The following is a 16,102-nucleotide window of genomic DNA, read 5'->3' on the forward strand; positions in this document are numbered from 1 at the left end:
AGGGTGGCTCTTTACATCCTCAGACGGATCCTGCAGGCAATCCCGGTGTTCTTCGGCGCCACCCTGCTGATCTATTTCATGGTCTTCGCGATGCCCGGCGATCCGATCGCCGCGCTGTTCGGAGATCGTCAGCCCAACCCGGCTCTGCTTGAGAGGCTGCGCGCGCAGTACCATCTCGACGAGCCGTTCATCGTGCAGTACTTCTATTACATCGCCGGTATCTTCCGGCTCGACTTCGGCACCAGCTTCTCAGGACAGCCGGTCGCTGACGTGCTCGCTCGTACCTTCCCCGTGACACTGCGCCTCGCCGTGATGGCCGTCGGGATCGCCTTCGTGCTCGCCATCGTGATCGGACTGTTCTCGGCGCTCAACAAGGGCCGGTTCTTCGATAACTCGATGCTCGTCGTGGCGCTGATCTTCGTCGCCCTGCCGATCTTCGTGCTCGCCTTCCTGGCGCAGTACTTCTTGGCAGTGCAACTGGGCTGGTTCAAACCGACGGTGGGCGCGAACAATGACTGGGGCGATCTCTGGTTGCCGGCGATCGTGCTGGGACTCAGCGTGTATGCGACCAGCATGCGGCTGACCCGCGCCTCGACGATCGAGACCCTCGGTCAGGACTGGGTGCGCACGGCGTACAGCAAGGGGCTGCCGCGCCGACGCGTCATCCCCGTGCATGTGCTGCGCAACTCACTGATCCCGATGGTCACCGACCTGGGCACCGTGTTCGGCGTGCTGATGGTCGGCGCCACCGTCACCGAGGGCATCTTCAATGTGCCCGGCGTCGGAAACACCCTGTACCAGGCGATCATTCGCGGCGAGAACCCGACAGTGGTGTCGTTCGTCACGGTGTTCGTCGTCGTGTACGTGTTCATCAACATCATCGTGGACCTGATCTACGGCCTGCTCGACCCGAGGATCCGCTATGTCTCGAACTGATTCGACTCCGGAGCACTACGTCGCTCCCGTCGAGACCACCACTGTGCGCGTCGATGCGGTGCGTGTCGACGCAAAGCCCAGCAACCTGTGGCTCGACGCGTGGCGCGACCTTCGGCGCAGGCCGATCTTCTGGATCTCGGCGGCCTTCGTGCTGCTGGTGATCGTCGTGTCGCTGTGGCCGTCACTGTTCACGAACGTGGCGCCGAACAACGGCTGCCAGCTCGCCGACAGCAACGGCGGGCCCGAGCCGGGGCACCCGCTGGGATTCACCCGGTTGGGGTGCGACGTCTACTCGCGCATCATCTGGGGCACCCGCACCTCGCTCGTGGTCGGCGTGCTGGCGACCCTGATCGGCACGGTCATCGGCGTGGTGATGGGCGCGTTCGCCGGGTTCTACGGCGGGTGGCTCGACTCGTTCCTCTCGCGCGTCGGCGACATCTTCTTCACGATCCCCTACATCATCGCGGCGATCGTGGTGATGTCGGTGATCCCGGTGCGCAACGAGTTCGTCCTGGCCTTCGCCATCGGTGGATTCGCGTGGGCCTCGACAGCGCGCATCATGCGCGCCGAGATCCTGCGCGTGAAACAGGCCGACTTCGTGATGGGCGCCGAGGCCGTGGGTATGTCACGGTTCAAGACGTTGCTCGTGCACGTATTGCCGAACGCCATGGCCCCGGTCATCGTGGTCGCGACTCTCGCACTCGCAGGGGCGATCGTCGCCGAGTCGGTGCTGTCGTTCCTCGGTGTCGGCCTCGGCGGCAGCACGATGTCGTGGGGAAATGACATCAGCCAGGCGCAGACCAGCATCCGCACCGCGCCGATGGCGCTGTTCTGGCCGTCGCTGGCTCTGACCCTGACGGTGCTGGCATTCATCACCCTCGGCGAGCTGCTGCGCGACGCCGTCGATCCGAAGGCGAGGGCACAGCGATGAGCGAACCTCTTCTCAGCATCCGCGACCTCAAGGTCGCCTTCCGCAGCGGCAAGAAGACGCGCCAGGTGCTGCACGGTGTCAGCTTCGACGTGATGGCGGGGGAGACCCTGGCGATCGTCGGCGAGTCCGGCTCGGGCAAGTCGACGACGGCGGCGGCCATCATCGACCTGCTGCCAGGAACCGGTGAGGTCACCGGCGGCAGCATCACCCTCGACGGGCGTGAGCTGACCACGGCCGATCGTCGGCAGATGGAGCGCATCCGTGGCCGTGAGATCGGCTACGTGCCTCAGGACCCGATGTCGAATCTCAACCCGGTGTGGTCGATCGGCTTCCAGGTCAAGGAGGCCGTGCGGGCCAACGGGCTGGCGCAGGGCAAGAAGCAGGTGCACGACCGCGCGGTCGAGGTTCTGCAGCAAGCGGGGCTGGCCGACGCTGCCAAGCGCATGCATCAGTTCCCGCATCAGTTCTCGGGCGGTATGCGCCAGCGCGCGTTGATCGGCATCGGGCTCGCGGCTGATCCCAAGCTGCTGATCGCCGACGAGCCCACCAGTGCTCTCGACGTCACCGTGCAGCGGGTGATCCTCGATCACCTCGCCTCGCTCACCAGTGAGCGCGGCACTTCGGTGCTGCTCATCACACACGACCTGGGACTGGCCGCCGAGCGCGCCGACCGGATCATCGTGATGAACCAGGGCGAGATCGTCGAGGCCGGTCCGAGTGTCGAGATCCTCACCAACCCGAGGCATCCGTACACACAGCGTCTCGTCGCTGCGGCCCCGAGTCTGGCGTCGAAGCGGATCGGCAGCAGCACTCGTGCGGCCGAGTCCGTGGCGCCTGCGGATGACGCTCCGGCGGTCGTCGAGGTGCGCGGGCTCGTGAAGGACTACTCGATTCGTACCGGTGGGTTGCGTCACGAGCAGTTCCGGGCGGTCGACGATGTGTCGTTCAGCATCCCGCGGGGCAAGACCCTTGCGCTGGTGGGCGAGTCCGGTTCGGGCAAGTCGACCGTGGCGAAGATGCTGCTGCAACTGGAGAACCCCACCGATGGCGAGATCGTCATCGACGGCAACCCGACGAGCACGCTGTCGCGCGCCGAGGTGTTCGCACTGCGTCGCCGCATGCAGCCAGTGTTCCAGGATCCGTACGGCTCCCTCGATCCGCTGCGCAGCATCGGCAGTCTCATCACCGAGCCGTTGCACGTGCACCGCATCGGATCGAAGGACGAGCAGCACAAGCGTGCGCTCGAGTTGCTCGACCAGGTCGCGTTGCCGCAGGAGCTCGCATCGCGCTACCCGAACGAGTTGTCGGGTGGTCAGCGCCAGCGTGTGGCTATCGCACGGGCGCTGGCGCTCAAGCCCGACATCGTCGTGCTCGATGAGGCCGTCTCGGCGCTGGATGTGCTGGTGCAGGATCAGATTCTGAACCTGCTCTCAGACCTGCAGCAGGAGCTCGGGTTGACGTACCTGTTCATCACGCACGACCTGGCCGTGGTGCGCGTCGCCGCCGACCTGGTGTGCGTGATGGAGAAGGGGCGCATCGTCGAGCAGGGCACCGTCGATGACATCTTCTCGGCACCTCAGGAGGAGTACACCAGGCGACTGCTCGACGCGATCCCCGGGGCGTCGCTGACCCTCGGCGGTGGCGCGGCGTGACGACGGAGAACGACAGATGAGTCGCACGCGGCCGCCGCGGATGTTCCGACGCTCCGGGAGCATGCTGCTTCTGGTGCTGACATCCGTGGTGGCCGCGTTGCTGCTCGTCGACGCGGCGGTGCGGTCGGGCCTAGTGAACACGCTGCTGCTCGCCCCCTGGCCGTTGCTCGTGGTGTGGTGCGTGTACGTGGTCGGGTTGGCCTCGGACGTGCGTGCCGATGAGCGGGGAGTGCAGGTGCAGAACCTGTTGCGTCGCATCGAGATCCCGTGGAGTCGGGTGCAGCGCATCGCGATGCGCTGGCAGCTCGAGATCACTCTTGTCGATGACGCCGTCGTGTCGTGCTTCGGCGGTCCCTCGCGCACGCGCGCGCGGCGTCTTGCGCCGGGACGCGTCAAGGAAGAGGGCGTTGCCGAGACCGACGATGGCATCGCCGCAATGAAGCGGTTGCGTGCGAATGCCGCCGGCTCGGTCGATGCGGATGCCCGAGTGCAGCGCACCTGGGACTGGCCCGCGCTCACTGCGCTCGCGGTTCTTGTGGTCTGGGCCGCCGTCGCGGTGGCCGTCACCCGCTGACGATCGGTGCGGTGGGGCGTCAGCCGGGCAGTCCGAACAGGGACGGCCAGGTCGCCGCTGCCCAGGGGTAGCCCACGAACACGGTCGCGTCGATCAGGAAGTGCGCCACCAGGAACGGCAGCAACCTGCCGGTCCGGGCGAACAGCCAGCCGAACAGCAGGCCCATGGCGAAGTTGCCGATGAACGCACCGGGCCCCTGATACAGGTGATAGGTGGCACGCAGCAGGCTGGTGGCGACGATGATCGGCCACGGTCCCCATCCCAGTTGGCGCAGGCGCGCGAAGAGATAGCCCAGCACCACGAACTCCTCTTGAATCGAAGCGCGTGCCGCCGACAGCAACAGGATGGGGACGGTCCACCAGTGCGCGTCGAGTCCGGCGGGGTCGACGGCGACGAACCAGCCGAGCGTCCGGCCGAGCAGGTAGAGGCCGAGCCCCGGGATGCCGATGGCGAGTAGGAGCAGGGCGCCGCGGCCGATGTCGCGGCCGGGGCGGGTGCCGTCCAGTCCGAGATCAGCGAGGTGCGGCGTACGCGGTTGCCAGAGCAGATAGCAGACGAGCAGCACGGGAACGATGCCGAAGCCGATGGAGAGCAGCTGATAGATGAGGTCGAAGAACTCGCGGTCGCTGCGAGAGGGGTTGAGCGTCGCGGTCTGATCGCCGAGCGGCGTCTCGTCGGTGAGGCGGTAGGCCAGCTGAACCACGGCGTACACCGCCGACTGCCCGAGCCCGAGCGCGAGCACGATTCCGATCTCCCACCAGATCCGTGCCCGACTCATCCCACCGATGCTAGTGCTCGGCACAGCGCGGGTACACGGTCAGCGGGCGGTCAGCGGCCGTGCGTTATTCTGTAACGTCGGCATCCCGGCGCATCCCACCAATTCTCTGAGGAATCCTCAATGGCGCACGCCCTCCGCTCTGATCTCCGAAACGTCGCGATCGTCGCACACGTCGATCACGGCAAGACCACGCTCGTTGACGCGATGCTCCGCCAGACGGGCTCCTTCGGCGAACACGCCCACGTCGACGAGCGCGCCATGGACTCCGGTGATCTTGAGCGTGAGAAGGGCATCACGATCCTCGCGAAGAACACCGCGATCACGTACAACGGTGCTCACACCGACGTGCCGGTGACGATCAACGTCATCGACACCCCCGGTCACGCCGACTTCGGTGGCGAGGTCGAGCGCGGCCTGTCAATGGTCGACGGCGTCGTGCTGCTGGTCGACTCGTCCGAGGGGCCGCTGCCGCAGACCCGCTTCGTGCTGCGCAAGGCGCTCGAGGCGAAGCTGCCGGTCATCCTGCTCGTGAACAAGACCGACCGCCCCGACGCGCGCATCGTCGAGGTCGAGGCCGAGGCACAGGACCTGCTGCTGGGTCTGGCATCCGATCTCGTCGACGACGTTCCCGACCTCGACGTCGACGCACTGCTCGACGTGCCCGTCGTCTACGCATCGGGTCGTGCCGGCGCTGCATCGCTCAACCGTCCCGCCAACGGTGACCTGCCCGACAACGACGACCTCGAGCCGCTGTTCGAGGCGATCCTCAAGCACATCCCCGCTCCGTCGTACGATGACGAGGCGCCGCTGCAGGCCTGGGTCACCAACCTCGACTCCAGCCCGTTCCTGGGCCGCCTTGCGCTGCTGCGCGTGTTCAACGGCACGCTGAAGAAGGGGCAGACGGTCGCCTGGGTGCGTGCCGACGGCACCACGGCCAATGCGCGTATCACCGAGCTGCTGATGACCCGTGCGCTGGAGCGCTACCCGGCCGAGTCCGCGGGCCCCGGTGACATCGTCGCGATCGCCGGCTTCGAGGACATCACCATCGGTGAGACGATCGCCGATCCCGACGACGTGCGCGCGCTGCCGCAGATCCATGTCGACGACCCCGCGATCTCGATGACCATCGGTACGAACACCTCGCCGCTGGTCGGCAAGGTGCGCGGCCACAAGCTCACCGCCCGTATGGTGAAGGACCGCCTCGACCGCGAGCTGATCGGTAACGTCTCGCTGAAGGTCGTCGACATCGGGCGCCCGGATGCCTGGGAGGTCCAGGGCCGCGGTGAGCTGGCGCTGGCGATCCTCGTCGAGAACATGCGACGCGAGGGCTTCGAGCTCACGGTCGGCAAGCCCCAGGTGGTGACCAAGAAGATCGACGGCAAGACGCATGAGCCGTTCGAGCACCTCACCATCGATGCCCCCGAGGAGTACCTCGGCGCGATCACCCAGTTGCTGGCGAACCGCAAGGGCCGCATGGAGGGCATGACCAACCACGGCACCGGTTGGGTGCGCATGGAGTTCGTCGTACCGGCCCGTGGTCTGATCGGGTTCCGCACCGAGTTCATGACCACGACGCGCGGCACCGGTATCGCCAACAGCATCTCGCACGGCTACGAGCCCTGGGCCGGCCTGATCACCACGCGCCAGAACGGCTCGATCGTGGCTGACCGTTCGGGTGTCGTCACGCCGTTCGCCATGATCGCCCTGCAGGAGCGCATGTCGTTCTTCGTCAAGCCGACGCAGGAGGTCTACGAGGGCATGGTCATCGGCGAGAACTCGCGTAGCGACGACATGGATGTGAACATCACCAAGGAGAAGAAGCTCACGAACATGCGTTCGGCGACCGCCGACTCGTTCGAGTCGATGACGCCGCCGCGTGAGCTGTCTCTGGAAGAGAGCCTCGAGTTCGCGCGCGACGACGAATGCGTCGAGGTGACCCCCGAGGTCGTGCGTATCCGCAAGGTGAACCTCGATCAGACCACCCGTGCGCGTGAGGCCTCCCGCCTCAAGCGTCAGGACGCCAACGCGTAAGTCGCGACAGCTCTCGAAGGCCCCGCACGCCGTATCCGGCATGCGGGGCCTTCGCGCTGTCCGAGCGTCCGCCGCCACTAAAGTAACGAACCCATAACACATCTTCCCTTGAGGATGCGGCGCGGATTCTCGGGCGGTGGTCAAGGATTGTCCAGGTGAGGGCAGGGTTTCATCCAGGTGGGTTCGTCAGACTCGTCTCTCGTGCCCGGGCGTTCGCTCCCGATGAGCAGCCCCCCAGCGGGTCCGGGCCGACGACGACCCGAAAGTCGAACCCATGCCCCACCTTCAGATCAGCCGCGCGTCCCGTCGGGCCGTCGCCACACCCTCTGCCCCGTCGACGAAGCGCCGCCCGATGATCGGGCTCGCTGCGGGAGCCGCGATCCTCGCCGCCGTCGCCGCCGGAATCGTCTACGCGCCGGCCGCGCTCGGCGCCGTGCCGAGCGAGACGGCGCTGGAAGAGGCGGCGGATGCTGTCGAAGACGGCAAGCTCGCGCTCGTCAATGCGCAGGCGCTGAACACGGTCGTGCTCGCCTCTGAGGTGCAGCCGGGATCCGTGGCGACGGCGGTGGACTTCGTCGAGCTGCGCAGCAACGTCAACACGCTGTCCGACACCGACGGTCTGTCCGCGGACCGTGTCGCCGAGCTCACTGCGGCGGTCGACCGCGAAGCGGATGCTGTACAGGGTCGCACCTCTGCTCTGCAGAACGCGCTGACCACGGCGAAGGAGATGAAGGTCGCCGAGGATGCCCGGCTCAAGGCCGAGGCTGAACGGATCGCCGCGGAGAAGGCGGCGAAGAAGGCGGCCGAGGACGCCCGTCGTGCCGCTGAGGCGCAGGCGGCCGCCAATACGCCGGAGGGCGCGAAGGCGACGGCACGAGCGATGGCCGCCGAGCGCTATGGCTGGGGCGAGGGAGAGTTCTCGTGCCTGGTCTCGCTGTGGACCAAGGAGTCCGGCTGGGACTACCAGGCGTACAACCCCAACGGCGGTGCCACGGGCATCCCGCAGTCACTCCCGGGCGACAAGATGGCCACTGCAGGCAGCGACTGGCGTACCAACGCGACCACCCAGATCTCGTGGGGGCTGGACTACATCCAGCGCGCGTATGGCTCGCCGTGCGCCGCGTGGGGGCATTCGCAGGCCGTCAACTGGTACTGACCTCTATCGCCGCGCGTCAGCGCAGCTCGGACACCAGTACGGCGCTCGTGCCGGGAAGGTGGGCCTCGAAGACGTGCGCTGCGTCGCCGGCATACGAGAGGTAGTCGCCGGGATGCATGAGCGCGGGCGCCTCGGTCGGGCCGATCAGCGCTTCACCGCTGATCAGGATGACGTGTTCGGTGGTTCCGACGTGGTGGGGGAGCGAACGGCGTGGTTCGCCGGGCTCTGCCTGGATGAGGTAGATGTCGCGGCGGGTGCCGGGGGCCGCGGCTGACAGCAGTGTCGCCAGATACGGAGCTGCGGCGGAAGGGACGCCGGCGTGATCCCCCAGGCGGATCAGACGCGGTGCTGTCGTGCGCTCCTCGACCAGTGTCGCGAACGGCACGCCGAGGGCATCGCCGATGGCCCACAGCGTCTCGACGCTTGGGTTGCCGGAGCCGCTCTCCAATTGCGAGATTGTCGCCTTTGATACGCCGGCGCGGCGCGCCAGCTCCGACACCGACAGCTCGGCTGCCTCGCGTTCGCGGCGCAGGGAGTGGGCGAGTCGTTCGCGCAGGTCCATCTGTTCAGTATGTCAAACGTTCGTTCGGTTTGACTGGATCCCGCTCATCGTTCAGAATGATGGGCATGCGTTCAACGGATCGAACACCGGCGGTCATCGATGATCGCGCGGCCGCGCGTGAAGTGTGGCGCGAAGGGCTGGGCGTGGCCATCGCGACTAGCGCCTACGGCATCTCATTCGGCGCGCTCGCCGTCGCCTCTGGTCTTGATGTCTGGCAGACGTGCGTGCTGAGCCTGGTGATGTTTACCGGCGGATCGCAGTACGCCTTCATCGGCGTCTTCAGCGCCGGCGGGATGGCGGCCCTGCCATCAGCCGTCGCGTCGGCCGCGCTGCTCGGCGTGCGCAACATCGCCTACGGCATGCGCATGTCGCCGATCATCGGCGAGGGATTCTGGCGCCGCACGGCGGCTGCGCAGTTGACCATCGACGAGTCCACCGCCGTCGCGATCTCGCAGGGCTCGACACGACTGCGCAGGCTCGGGTTCTGGATCACCGGACTCGGTGTCTTCATCGGGTGGAACCTGACGACCCTCGCCGGAGCACTGTTGGGCGACGTGCTCGGCGACCCGAAGGCCTGGGGGCTCGATGCCGCCGCCGCGGCGGCCTTCCTGGCGCTGCTGTGGCCGCGCCTGAAGCAGCGTCAGGCGATCGCCGTCGGCGTCGCCGCCGCGGTCGTGGCGGGCTCGCTCACCCCTTTTCTCATGCCCGGGCTGCCGGTGTTGGTGGCCGCTGTCGTCGCGATCGTCGTCGGGTGGTTCAACTGGTTCAGCCGCGATGATGATCGGACCCCGTCGGAGGAGGTCACGGCATGAGCGTCTGGAGCGCGGTACTGCTTGCCGCATGCATCTGTGTGGGCTTGAAGGCGTTCGGCTATCTGATCCCCGCGCGCGTCCTCGAGGCACCGCGCCCGGCGCGCATCTCGGATCTGCTCACCGTGGCGCTGCTGTCAGCCCTCGTCGCCGTGCAATCGTTGGGCGCGGGGCAGGCCGTGGTGGTGGATGCCAGGCTCCCGGCCGTGCTGGTCGCCGCGGGGCTGCTGTGGATGCGTCAGTCGTTCATCGTCGTCGTCGCGGCCGCCGCCGCCGTGGCGGCACTGCTGCGTATGCTCGGCTGGGCGGCCTGACGGTAGCATCCGACGTTCCGACGCACAGGTGCTCGCAGCCCGCGGGCGACTAGGGTTGAGCTGTGCGCAGCATCCTCTCCCGTGGCCTGTCCTGGCTGGCAGCAGCCCTCGTCGGCGCCGTTTACGGCGTCGCGGCCACCATCGCGCACAGCTTCATGCTCGGCCCCGTACCGGTCGGGATGATCGTCGGCGCCATCGGCTGCGCCGCGCTGCTGATCGCCCTGCGCGCGCTGACCGGCGACCGTTGGGCCGCGCTCGCCGCTGGGCTCGGCATGATGGCGCTCATCCTGATCATCTCCCAACGCGGGCCCGGGGGATCGGTCGTCGTGCCGAATACGCCGCTGGGCAACATCTGGATGTACATCGCGTCGGGGATCGTCCTGCTCACGGTGATGTGGCCGGACACGAGCCGGTTGCGCGAACTCTCGTCATCGATGTCGACATCGACGACGCCGCGCACACCCGAGTCCTGACCGCCGCCCCGGGGCACCCTGCGCCGCGGGGGTCGTAGACTGATCATGTGACGTACGTGATCGCCCTTCCCTGTGTCGATGTCAAGGACCGCGCCTGCGTCGACGAATGTCCCGTGGACTGCATCTACGAAGGGGATCGGATGCTGTACATCCACCCCGACGAGTGCGTCGACTGCGGCGCCTGCGAGCCGGTCTGCCCCGTCGAGGCGATCTATTACGAGGACGATCTGCCCGAGGAATGGGCCGACTATTACAAGGCGAACGTCGAGTTCTTCAACGAGATCGGCTCGCCCGGCGGCGCCGCGAAGGTCGGCGTCTACGACTTCGACCACCCCGTGGTCTCGGTGCTTCCCCCGCAGGGGGAGTAGGTGAGCGTCCGCGACCTCGCCGATTACCCGTGGGACGCCGTCGTCCCGTACCGTGAGCGCGCATCCCAGCATCCCGACGGACTCGTCGACCTCTCGATCGGCTCGCCGGTCGACCCGACGCCGGAAGTGATCCGCGCGGCGCTCGCCGAGGCGACCGACGCGCACGCGTACCCGCAGACCACCGGAACACCCAGCGTGCGCCAAGCGATCGTCGACTGGTACGCCCGGCGACGCGGCGTGCCCGACCTGCGTGAAGCGAATGTGCTGCCCACGATCGGGTCGAAAGAACTCGTCGCCCTGCTGCCGACCCTGCTCGGGCTCGGTGAAGGCGACATCGTCGTGCACCCGCGGGTGGCGTATCCGACGTACGCCGTCGGCGCGACGGTCGCCGGCGCGACGCCCGTCGCCGCGGACGACCCGGCCGAATGGCCAGAGGGTTCCAAGCTGATCTGGATCAACACTCCGGGCAACCCCGACGGGCGCACCTGGACGCTCGACGAGCTCCGCGTCGCAGTGAAGCGCGCCCGTGAACTCGGCGCCGTGCTCGCGAGTGACGAGTGCTACGCCGAACTCGGGTGGGACGGCCCCTGGCGAAACGAGTCGATCCCGTCGGTTCTCGACCCACGGGTCACCGGTGGCACGCGATCGGACCTTCTGAGCGTGTACTCGCTGAGCAAGCAGTCCAACCTCGCCGGCTATCGTGCGGCATTCATCGCGGGCTGCGCACGCGTCGTCGGCGGTATTCTCACCGCGCGCAAGCACCTGGGACTCATGCCACCAGCACCCGTGCAGCACGCCATGGCCGTTGCCCTGGGCGATGACGCGCATGTCGCCGCCCAGAAAGAGCTCTACCGGCAACGCCGCGACGCGCTCGTACCGGCGCTGGAGGCCGCGGGGTTCCGCATCGACGGCTCCGAGGCGGGACTGTACCTCTGGGCGACCGAGGGGCGCGACGCCTGGGAATCGATGGGGCGGCTCGCAGAGCTCGGCATCCTGGCAGGTCCCGGCCACTTCTACGGTGCGCACTCGGCACAGCACGTGCGCCTCTCGCTAACCGCACCGTCGGAGCGTGTGCAGCAGGCCGCGGCGCGGCTGATGGCATCCGCCTGAGGCTTTGTGTGGATCGCGCGCAAGCTGCGCTGATCTTTTGGTGGATGTCACAGTAGGCCGAACGCACGGCTAGGCTGTAAAAGCGATGTGAATGCGCGGAGCCCGCGGCCTCGTGTCGGTGCCCCGTGGCCATCGCCCCATGACGATACTGATTCAGCAGGAGGTTGGCGTGAGCGCAGCTCAGCCCGAGAAGGCGACTCTCTCGATCGGCGACACGACGGCGGAGTTCCCCCTGTTGCGCGCAACCAGCGGAATCGACAGCATCGATTTCTCGACGCTGACCCGCCAGACCGGGTACACCGGCCTCGACTACGGATTCGTCAACACCGCCTCGACCAAGTCGGCCGTCACCTACATCGACGGCGACAAGGGCATCCTGCGCTACCGCGGATACCCGATCGAGCAGGTCGCGAAGAACTGCTCGTACCTTGAGGTCGCCTGGTTGCTCATCTACGGCGAACTGCCCACACCCTCGGAACTCGCCGACTTCGACGAGCGCATCCGCCGGCACACGCTGCTGCACGAAGATCTCAAGCGCTTCTTCTCGGCGCTGCCCCACACGGCGCATCCGATGTCGGTGCTCTCGTCGGCCGTCGCGGCACTGTCGACCTACTACGAGGGGCAGACCGACCCGAACAACCCCGAGCACGTCGAGCTGAACATGGTGCGCATGCTCGCCAAGCTGCCGGTCATCGCCGCGTACGCGCACAAGAAGAGCGTCGGGCAGGCGTTCCTGTACCCCGACAACTCGCTGAGCTTCGTCGACAACTTCCTCAAGCTGAACTTCGGTGTGCTCTCTGAGCCGTACGAGGTCAACCCGGTGATGTCGAAGGCGCTCGAGCTGCTGCTGATCCTGCACGAGGACCACGAGCAGAACGCCTCGACCTCGACCGTGCGCCTGGTCGGTTCCACCGGTGCCAACCAGTTCGCCTCGGTTTCGGCCGGTATTCAGGCGCTGTCGGGCCCGCTGCACGGCGGGGCCAACGAGGCCGTTCTCACGATGCTCGGCCAGATCCGCGAATCGGGTCAGAGCGTGCAGCGTTTCGTCGAGCGCGTGAAGAACAAAGAAGAGGGCGTCAAGCTCATGGGCTTCGGCCACCGGGTCTACAAGAACTACGACCCGCGCGCGAAGCTCGTCAAGGAGGCCGCGGACGAGGTGCTCGCATCGCTCGGCGTCAACGACCCGCTGCTCGACCTCGCCAAGGAGCTCGAAGAGATCGCCCTCGCCGACGATTACTTCAAGGAGCGTCGCCTGTACCCGAACGTCGATTTCTACACCGGCGTCATCTACAAGGCCATGGGCTTCCCGACCCGCATGTTCACGGTGCTCTTCGCCATCGGTCGTCTGCCCGGTTGGCTGGCGCAGTGGCGCGAGCTCAACCTCGACCCGCAGAACAAGATCGGCCGCCCGCAGCAGCTGTACATCGGTTCGCCTGAGCGCACCTTCCCGACGCGCTGATCCGCGTCGTCACGCTCTGCCCCTGCCTCGGACGGCGGGGGCTTTGTGTTTTCCTGCTCCCGTAGCAAAAGGTCCCGCTTGCCGGCGCGGCAAGCGGGACCCAGTGGGGCAGGCGTCAGCGACCCTGGGGGCGGCTGACGCGCCGGGAGCCCTGCGGGCGTCCGGATCCTGCGGTCGGGCCGCCGTGGGCCGGACGGGACGAACCGCTCTGCTGCGCGCGCTCGGCGCGAGGAGCGTGCTGTCCGCGTGCAGCCTGATCGCGCGGAGCCTGACGCTCACCCCGAGGCTGCGGGGACGGGTTCTGTGCGCGCTGGCCCTCGCCACGCTGACCACGTGCGCCGCCCGTCGATGCGCTGTTTTGCGCACCAGCCTGCGCGCCGGCCTGGGCGCCGCCACGTCCGCGGCGGCGTCGCGACGAACGGCCTGCGGCCTGTTCGCCGGTCGCGGTGCCGGCTCCCGTCTGGGCGTTGCTCTTCTTCTTGCCCTGCGGCTGCTTGGGCTGCGGCGGAGCGGGCTTGACGTGCGGTGCGCGCTCGCACACCAGCTCGGCGACGGCGTCTGCGGTCGCCGGCTCGGGGGCGACCTTGATGCCTGCCTTGCGCAGCAGGTCATTCACATCGCGGCGCTGCTCGGGCAGCATCAGCGTGACGACGGTGCCCGCGGCGCCGGCGCGTGCGGTGCGGCCCGAGCGGTGCAGGTACGCCTTGTGCTCGACGGGCGGGTCGACGTGCACCACGAGCTCGACGTCGTCGACGTGCACACCGCGGGCGGCGACGTCGGTCGCCACCAGCACCCGCACGCCACCGGCGGAGGGGTCGGCACCGAAGGCCGCGAGGTTGCGCTCACGGGCGTTCTGGCCCAGGTTGCCGTGCAGATCAACGGAGGGGATGCCCGCCGCGGTGAGCTGCTTGGCGAGCTTCTTCGCGTGATGCTTGGTGCGGGTGAACAGGATGCGGCGGCCAAGGCCCGAGGCCAGATCCTGCACGAGCGCCTTCTTCGCGTCGGCGTCGGCGGCAACGAGCACGCGGTGAGTCATCTCGCCGACCGGCACGCTCGCCTCGTCGACCTCGTGGCTGACGGGGTTGTGCAGGAAGCGCTTGGCCAGTGCGTCGATGCCGCGGTCGAGGGTCGCGCTGAACAGCAGGCGCTGCCCGTTCTTCGGGGTCGCTGCGAGGATGCGGGTGACTCCGGGGAGGAAGCCGAGGTCGGCCATGTGATCGGCCTCGTCGAGCACGGCGATCTCGACGGCATCCAGCGAGACGACGCCCTGCTTCATCAGGTCCTCGAGCCGGCCGGGGCATGCCACGACGATGTCGACGCCGCCGCGCATCGCCTGCTCCTGCGGGCGCTGGCTGACGCCACCGAAGATGGTGGTGACGCGCATGCCGGTGGCCGCGGCGAGCGGGGTGATGGTCGCGGCGATCTGCGTCGCGAGCTCGCGGGTGGGGGCGAGCACGAGGCCGCGCGGGTGCCCCGGACGTCGCCGCGTCTCTGATTCTGCCAGGCGAGCGACGAGCGGCAGTGCGAAGGCGATGGTCTTGCCGCTGCCGGTGCGGCCGCGGCCGAGCAGATCGCGCCCGGCCAGGGAGTCGGGCAGCGTATCGCGCTGAATGGCGAACGCCTCGGTCTTGCCGTCGGCCGCGAGAACGTTCGCGAGAGCGGCGGGCACGCCGAGTTCGAGGAAGGTAGGCATAGGAGAACTCCAGGAGGCACGCGAGAGCGTGCGGAAGGTCGAGGGTGGGCGACGGCGCAGGCGTGCGCATCGTTTCGCCGTGCGAAAGGCCGGTCGGATGCCGGTAGGGGAGCGTGATGCTCGCTGTCAGTCTTCGCAGACTCCGTGTCGACGACGCATCGCCCGCTGAGCGGACGACCTGTCAAGTCTAGCAACACCGCGTCGAGAGACCCGACGTGCGCTCACAGCTTGCCGCCTCACAACCAGCCGCGACGCACGGCAGCGACGCCGAGCTGCAGACGTGTGTCGACATCGGCCCGGTCCATCAGCTCGCGCACCCGGCGTTGCACGGTGCGCACCGAGCTGCCCATGCGCAGCCCGATCGCGCGATCGGTCAGTCCCGCATCCATCAGGGCGAGGACTTCGCGCTCCTCGGCGTCGAGGTCCACTTCTTCGATATCGCCGGTGTCGCGGGTGATCAGGTGCGATGAGGCCTGCCAGGTGCGCTCGAACAGTGAGAGGGCGAGTCCGACCAGTCCTCCGGCGTGCAGCAGCAGGGCGCCGCTGGATTGGTCTTCGCCGTCCGCAGCCGAGGGCACCATGGCGATCGTGCGGTCGACGATGAGCATGCGCGTGGGGAGCGAGCCGGCGACGCGCACGTCGAGGCCACCCTCGATGGCACCGCGCACGGCGTCGAGCATGCCGGGCGCTTCCAGGCGTGCGCGTTCGAGAACGTACCGATACCGGATGCCGCGCTGATGCGCGAGCTCCTCCTCGACGTTCTGTTCGCGGTCGATCGCGACGATGTCGCCCTTGACGAACAGCAGCACCTCGCTGCGTGCGCTGCGTTGCAGTTGGTTGAAACGGTGGCCGACGGCCTCGCTGCCGCGCACGACGTCTACGACGTCGGCCTCGCCCGTGCCGGCGTTGCGGTACAGCTGCTCCAGCGCGAGCATCTCTGCCTGTGCCTGTCGGAGGCGGTCCTCGTGGTCGAGGATCAGGCCGCCGAGGGCAACGTCGGGCGGTGCGGCGATGAGGCGGCCCGGCGCCGGACCTTCTCGCGCGACCAGCCCGCGCGTCGTGAGCGCGTCGATCGCCGAGCCGACCTGTGCGTCGCGCAAGCCGAGTTCGATCGCGAGGTCGGCGGCAGAGAGCGCGCGGTGGCGCACGAGGTGCTCGTAGATGCGGTGTTCGACGATGCCGAGACCCAGCACGTCCAGTCCCATCATGTCCTCCACTCTCGCGGCTCGGACGCGGCCCCGTCGACGCCGGAGGGC

At 67.9% G+C, this 16,102-nt stretch carries 16 protein-coding genes; 12 read left to right on the forward strand and 4 right to left on the reverse strand.

Annotated elements, in window-relative coordinates:
- Window positions 1–3 precede the first annotated feature (3 nt).
- The 4 genes from JF543_RS06575 to JF543_RS06590 all read left to right on the forward strand — a co-directional run bounded on the left by JF543_RS06575 (window position 4) and on the right by JF543_RS06590 (window position 4,093).
- Window positions 4–936 carry an ABC transporter permease gene (locus JF543_RS06575; protein ID WP_179411363.1) on the forward strand — a complete coding sequence of 311 codons (933 nt, stop codon included), beginning with the start codon at window positions 4–6 and terminating at the stop codon, window positions 934–936.
- A complete protein-coding gene (locus tag JF543_RS06580) occupies window positions 923–1,867 on the forward strand; it encodes an ABC transporter permease (RefSeq protein WP_179411362.1) in 945 nt (314 codons plus the stop codon). The genes JF543_RS06575 and JF543_RS06580 overlap by 14 nt, the downstream gene beginning before the upstream one ends.
- Window positions 1,864–3,519: an ABC transporter ATP-binding protein gene (locus JF543_RS06585; RefSeq protein WP_179411361.1), complete on the forward strand. Its 1,656-nt coding sequence runs from the start codon at window positions 1,864–1,866 to the stop codon at window positions 3,517–3,519. The genes JF543_RS06580 and JF543_RS06585 overlap by 4 nt, the downstream gene beginning before the upstream one ends.
- A gap of 61 nt (window positions 3,520–3,580) precedes the next feature.
- Window positions 3,581–4,093, forward strand: coding sequence for a PH domain-containing protein (locus JF543_RS06590; RefSeq protein ID WP_206823353.1), 513 nt, complete (start codon window positions 3,581–3,583; stop codon window positions 4,091–4,093).
- Window positions 4,094–4,112: 19 nt separating this feature from the next.
- On the opposite strand, the gene JF543_RS06595 is transcribed toward JF543_RS06590, so the two are convergent.
- Entirely contained in the window at window positions 4,113–4,871 is a 759-nt protein-coding gene (locus tag JF543_RS06595; protein WP_206823356.1) for a CPBP family intramembrane glutamic endopeptidase, read from the reverse strand.
- Window positions 4,872–4,991: 120 nt separating this feature from the next.
- On the opposite strand from JF543_RS06595, the gene typA reads away from it, so the two are divergent.
- Both typA and JF543_RS06605 read left to right on the forward strand, forming a co-directional pair.
- Window positions 4,992–6,902 carry a translational GTPase TypA gene (typA, locus tag JF543_RS06600; RefSeq protein ID WP_179411358.1) on the forward strand — a complete coding sequence of 637 codons (1,911 nt, stop codon included), beginning with the start codon at window positions 4,992–4,994 and terminating at the stop codon, window positions 6,900–6,902.
- 274 nt (window positions 6,903–7,176) lie between these two features.
- On the forward strand, window positions 7,177–8,058 hold the full coding sequence (locus JF543_RS06605) for a phospholipase (RefSeq protein WP_206823363.1): 882 nt from the start codon (window positions 7,177–7,179) through the stop codon (window positions 8,056–8,058).
- A gap of 16 nt (window positions 8,059–8,074) precedes the next feature.
- Here the strand turns inward: JF543_RS06605 and JF543_RS06610 are convergent, their stop codons facing one another.
- Window positions 8,075–8,620, reverse strand: coding sequence for an XRE family transcriptional regulator (locus JF543_RS06610; RefSeq protein ID WP_206823365.1), 546 nt, complete (start codon window positions 8,618–8,620; stop codon window positions 8,075–8,077).
- A gap of 65 nt (window positions 8,621–8,685) precedes the next feature.
- On the opposite strand from JF543_RS06610, the gene JF543_RS06615 reads away from it, so the two are divergent.
- From JF543_RS06615 to JF543_RS06640, 6 genes are all read left to right on the forward strand, one after another.
- The gene (locus JF543_RS06615; RefSeq protein ID WP_206823366.1) at window positions 8,686–9,432 is read left to right on the forward strand and encodes an AzlC family ABC transporter permease; all 747 of its coding nucleotides are present in this window, start codon (window positions 8,686–8,688) and stop codon (window positions 9,430–9,432) included.
- A complete protein-coding gene (locus JF543_RS06620) occupies window positions 9,429–9,743 on the forward strand; it encodes an AzlD domain-containing protein (protein ID WP_179411354.1) in 315 nt (104 codons plus the stop codon). Before JF543_RS06615 ends, JF543_RS06620 begins: the two co-directional genes overlap by 4 nt.
- A 62-nt stretch (window positions 9,744–9,805) precedes the next feature.
- A complete protein-coding gene (locus tag JF543_RS06625; protein ID WP_347401112.1) occupies window positions 9,806–10,216 on the forward strand; it encodes a histidinol dehydrogenase in 411 nt (136 codons plus the stop codon).
- Window positions 10,217–10,263: 47 nt separating this feature from the next.
- The gene (gene fdxA, locus JF543_RS06630) at window positions 10,264–10,584 is read left to right on the forward strand and encodes a ferredoxin (protein ID WP_179411353.1); all 321 of its coding nucleotides are present in this window, start codon (window positions 10,264–10,266) and stop codon (window positions 10,582–10,584) included.
- Window positions 10,585–11,694 carry a succinyldiaminopimelate transaminase gene (gene dapC / locus JF543_RS06635; protein WP_206823367.1) on the forward strand — a complete coding sequence of 370 codons (1,110 nt, stop codon included), beginning with the start codon at window positions 10,585–10,587 and terminating at the stop codon, window positions 11,692–11,694.
- 139 nt (window positions 11,695–11,833) lie between these two features.
- Window positions 11,834–13,153 carry a citrate synthase gene (locus tag JF543_RS06640; RefSeq protein WP_179411351.1) on the forward strand — a complete coding sequence of 440 codons (1,320 nt, stop codon included), beginning with the start codon at window positions 11,834–11,836 and terminating at the stop codon, window positions 13,151–13,153.
- A gap of 115 nt (window positions 13,154–13,268) precedes the next feature.
- On the opposite strand, the gene JF543_RS06645 is transcribed toward JF543_RS06640, so the two are convergent.
- Both JF543_RS06645 and JF543_RS06650 read right to left on the reverse strand, forming a co-directional pair.
- Window positions 13,269–14,846 carry a DEAD/DEAH box helicase gene (locus JF543_RS06645; RefSeq protein ID WP_206823369.1) on the reverse strand — a complete coding sequence of 526 codons (1,578 nt, stop codon included), beginning with the start codon at window positions 14,844–14,846 and terminating at the stop codon, window positions 13,269–13,271.
- A 236-nt stretch (window positions 14,847–15,082) separates the two neighbouring features.
- Window positions 15,083–16,054: a helix-turn-helix domain-containing protein gene (locus tag JF543_RS06650; RefSeq protein WP_179411349.1), complete on the reverse strand. Its 972-nt coding sequence runs from the start codon at window positions 16,052–16,054 to the stop codon at window positions 15,083–15,085.
- Window positions 16,055–16,102: the final 48 nt, after the last annotated feature.

It is taken from the genome of Microbacterium esteraromaticum (assembly GCF_017303215.1).
GTDB classification, from domain to species: domain Bacteria; phylum Actinomycetota; class Actinomycetes; order Actinomycetales; family Microbacteriaceae; genus Microbacterium; species Microbacterium esteraromaticum_C.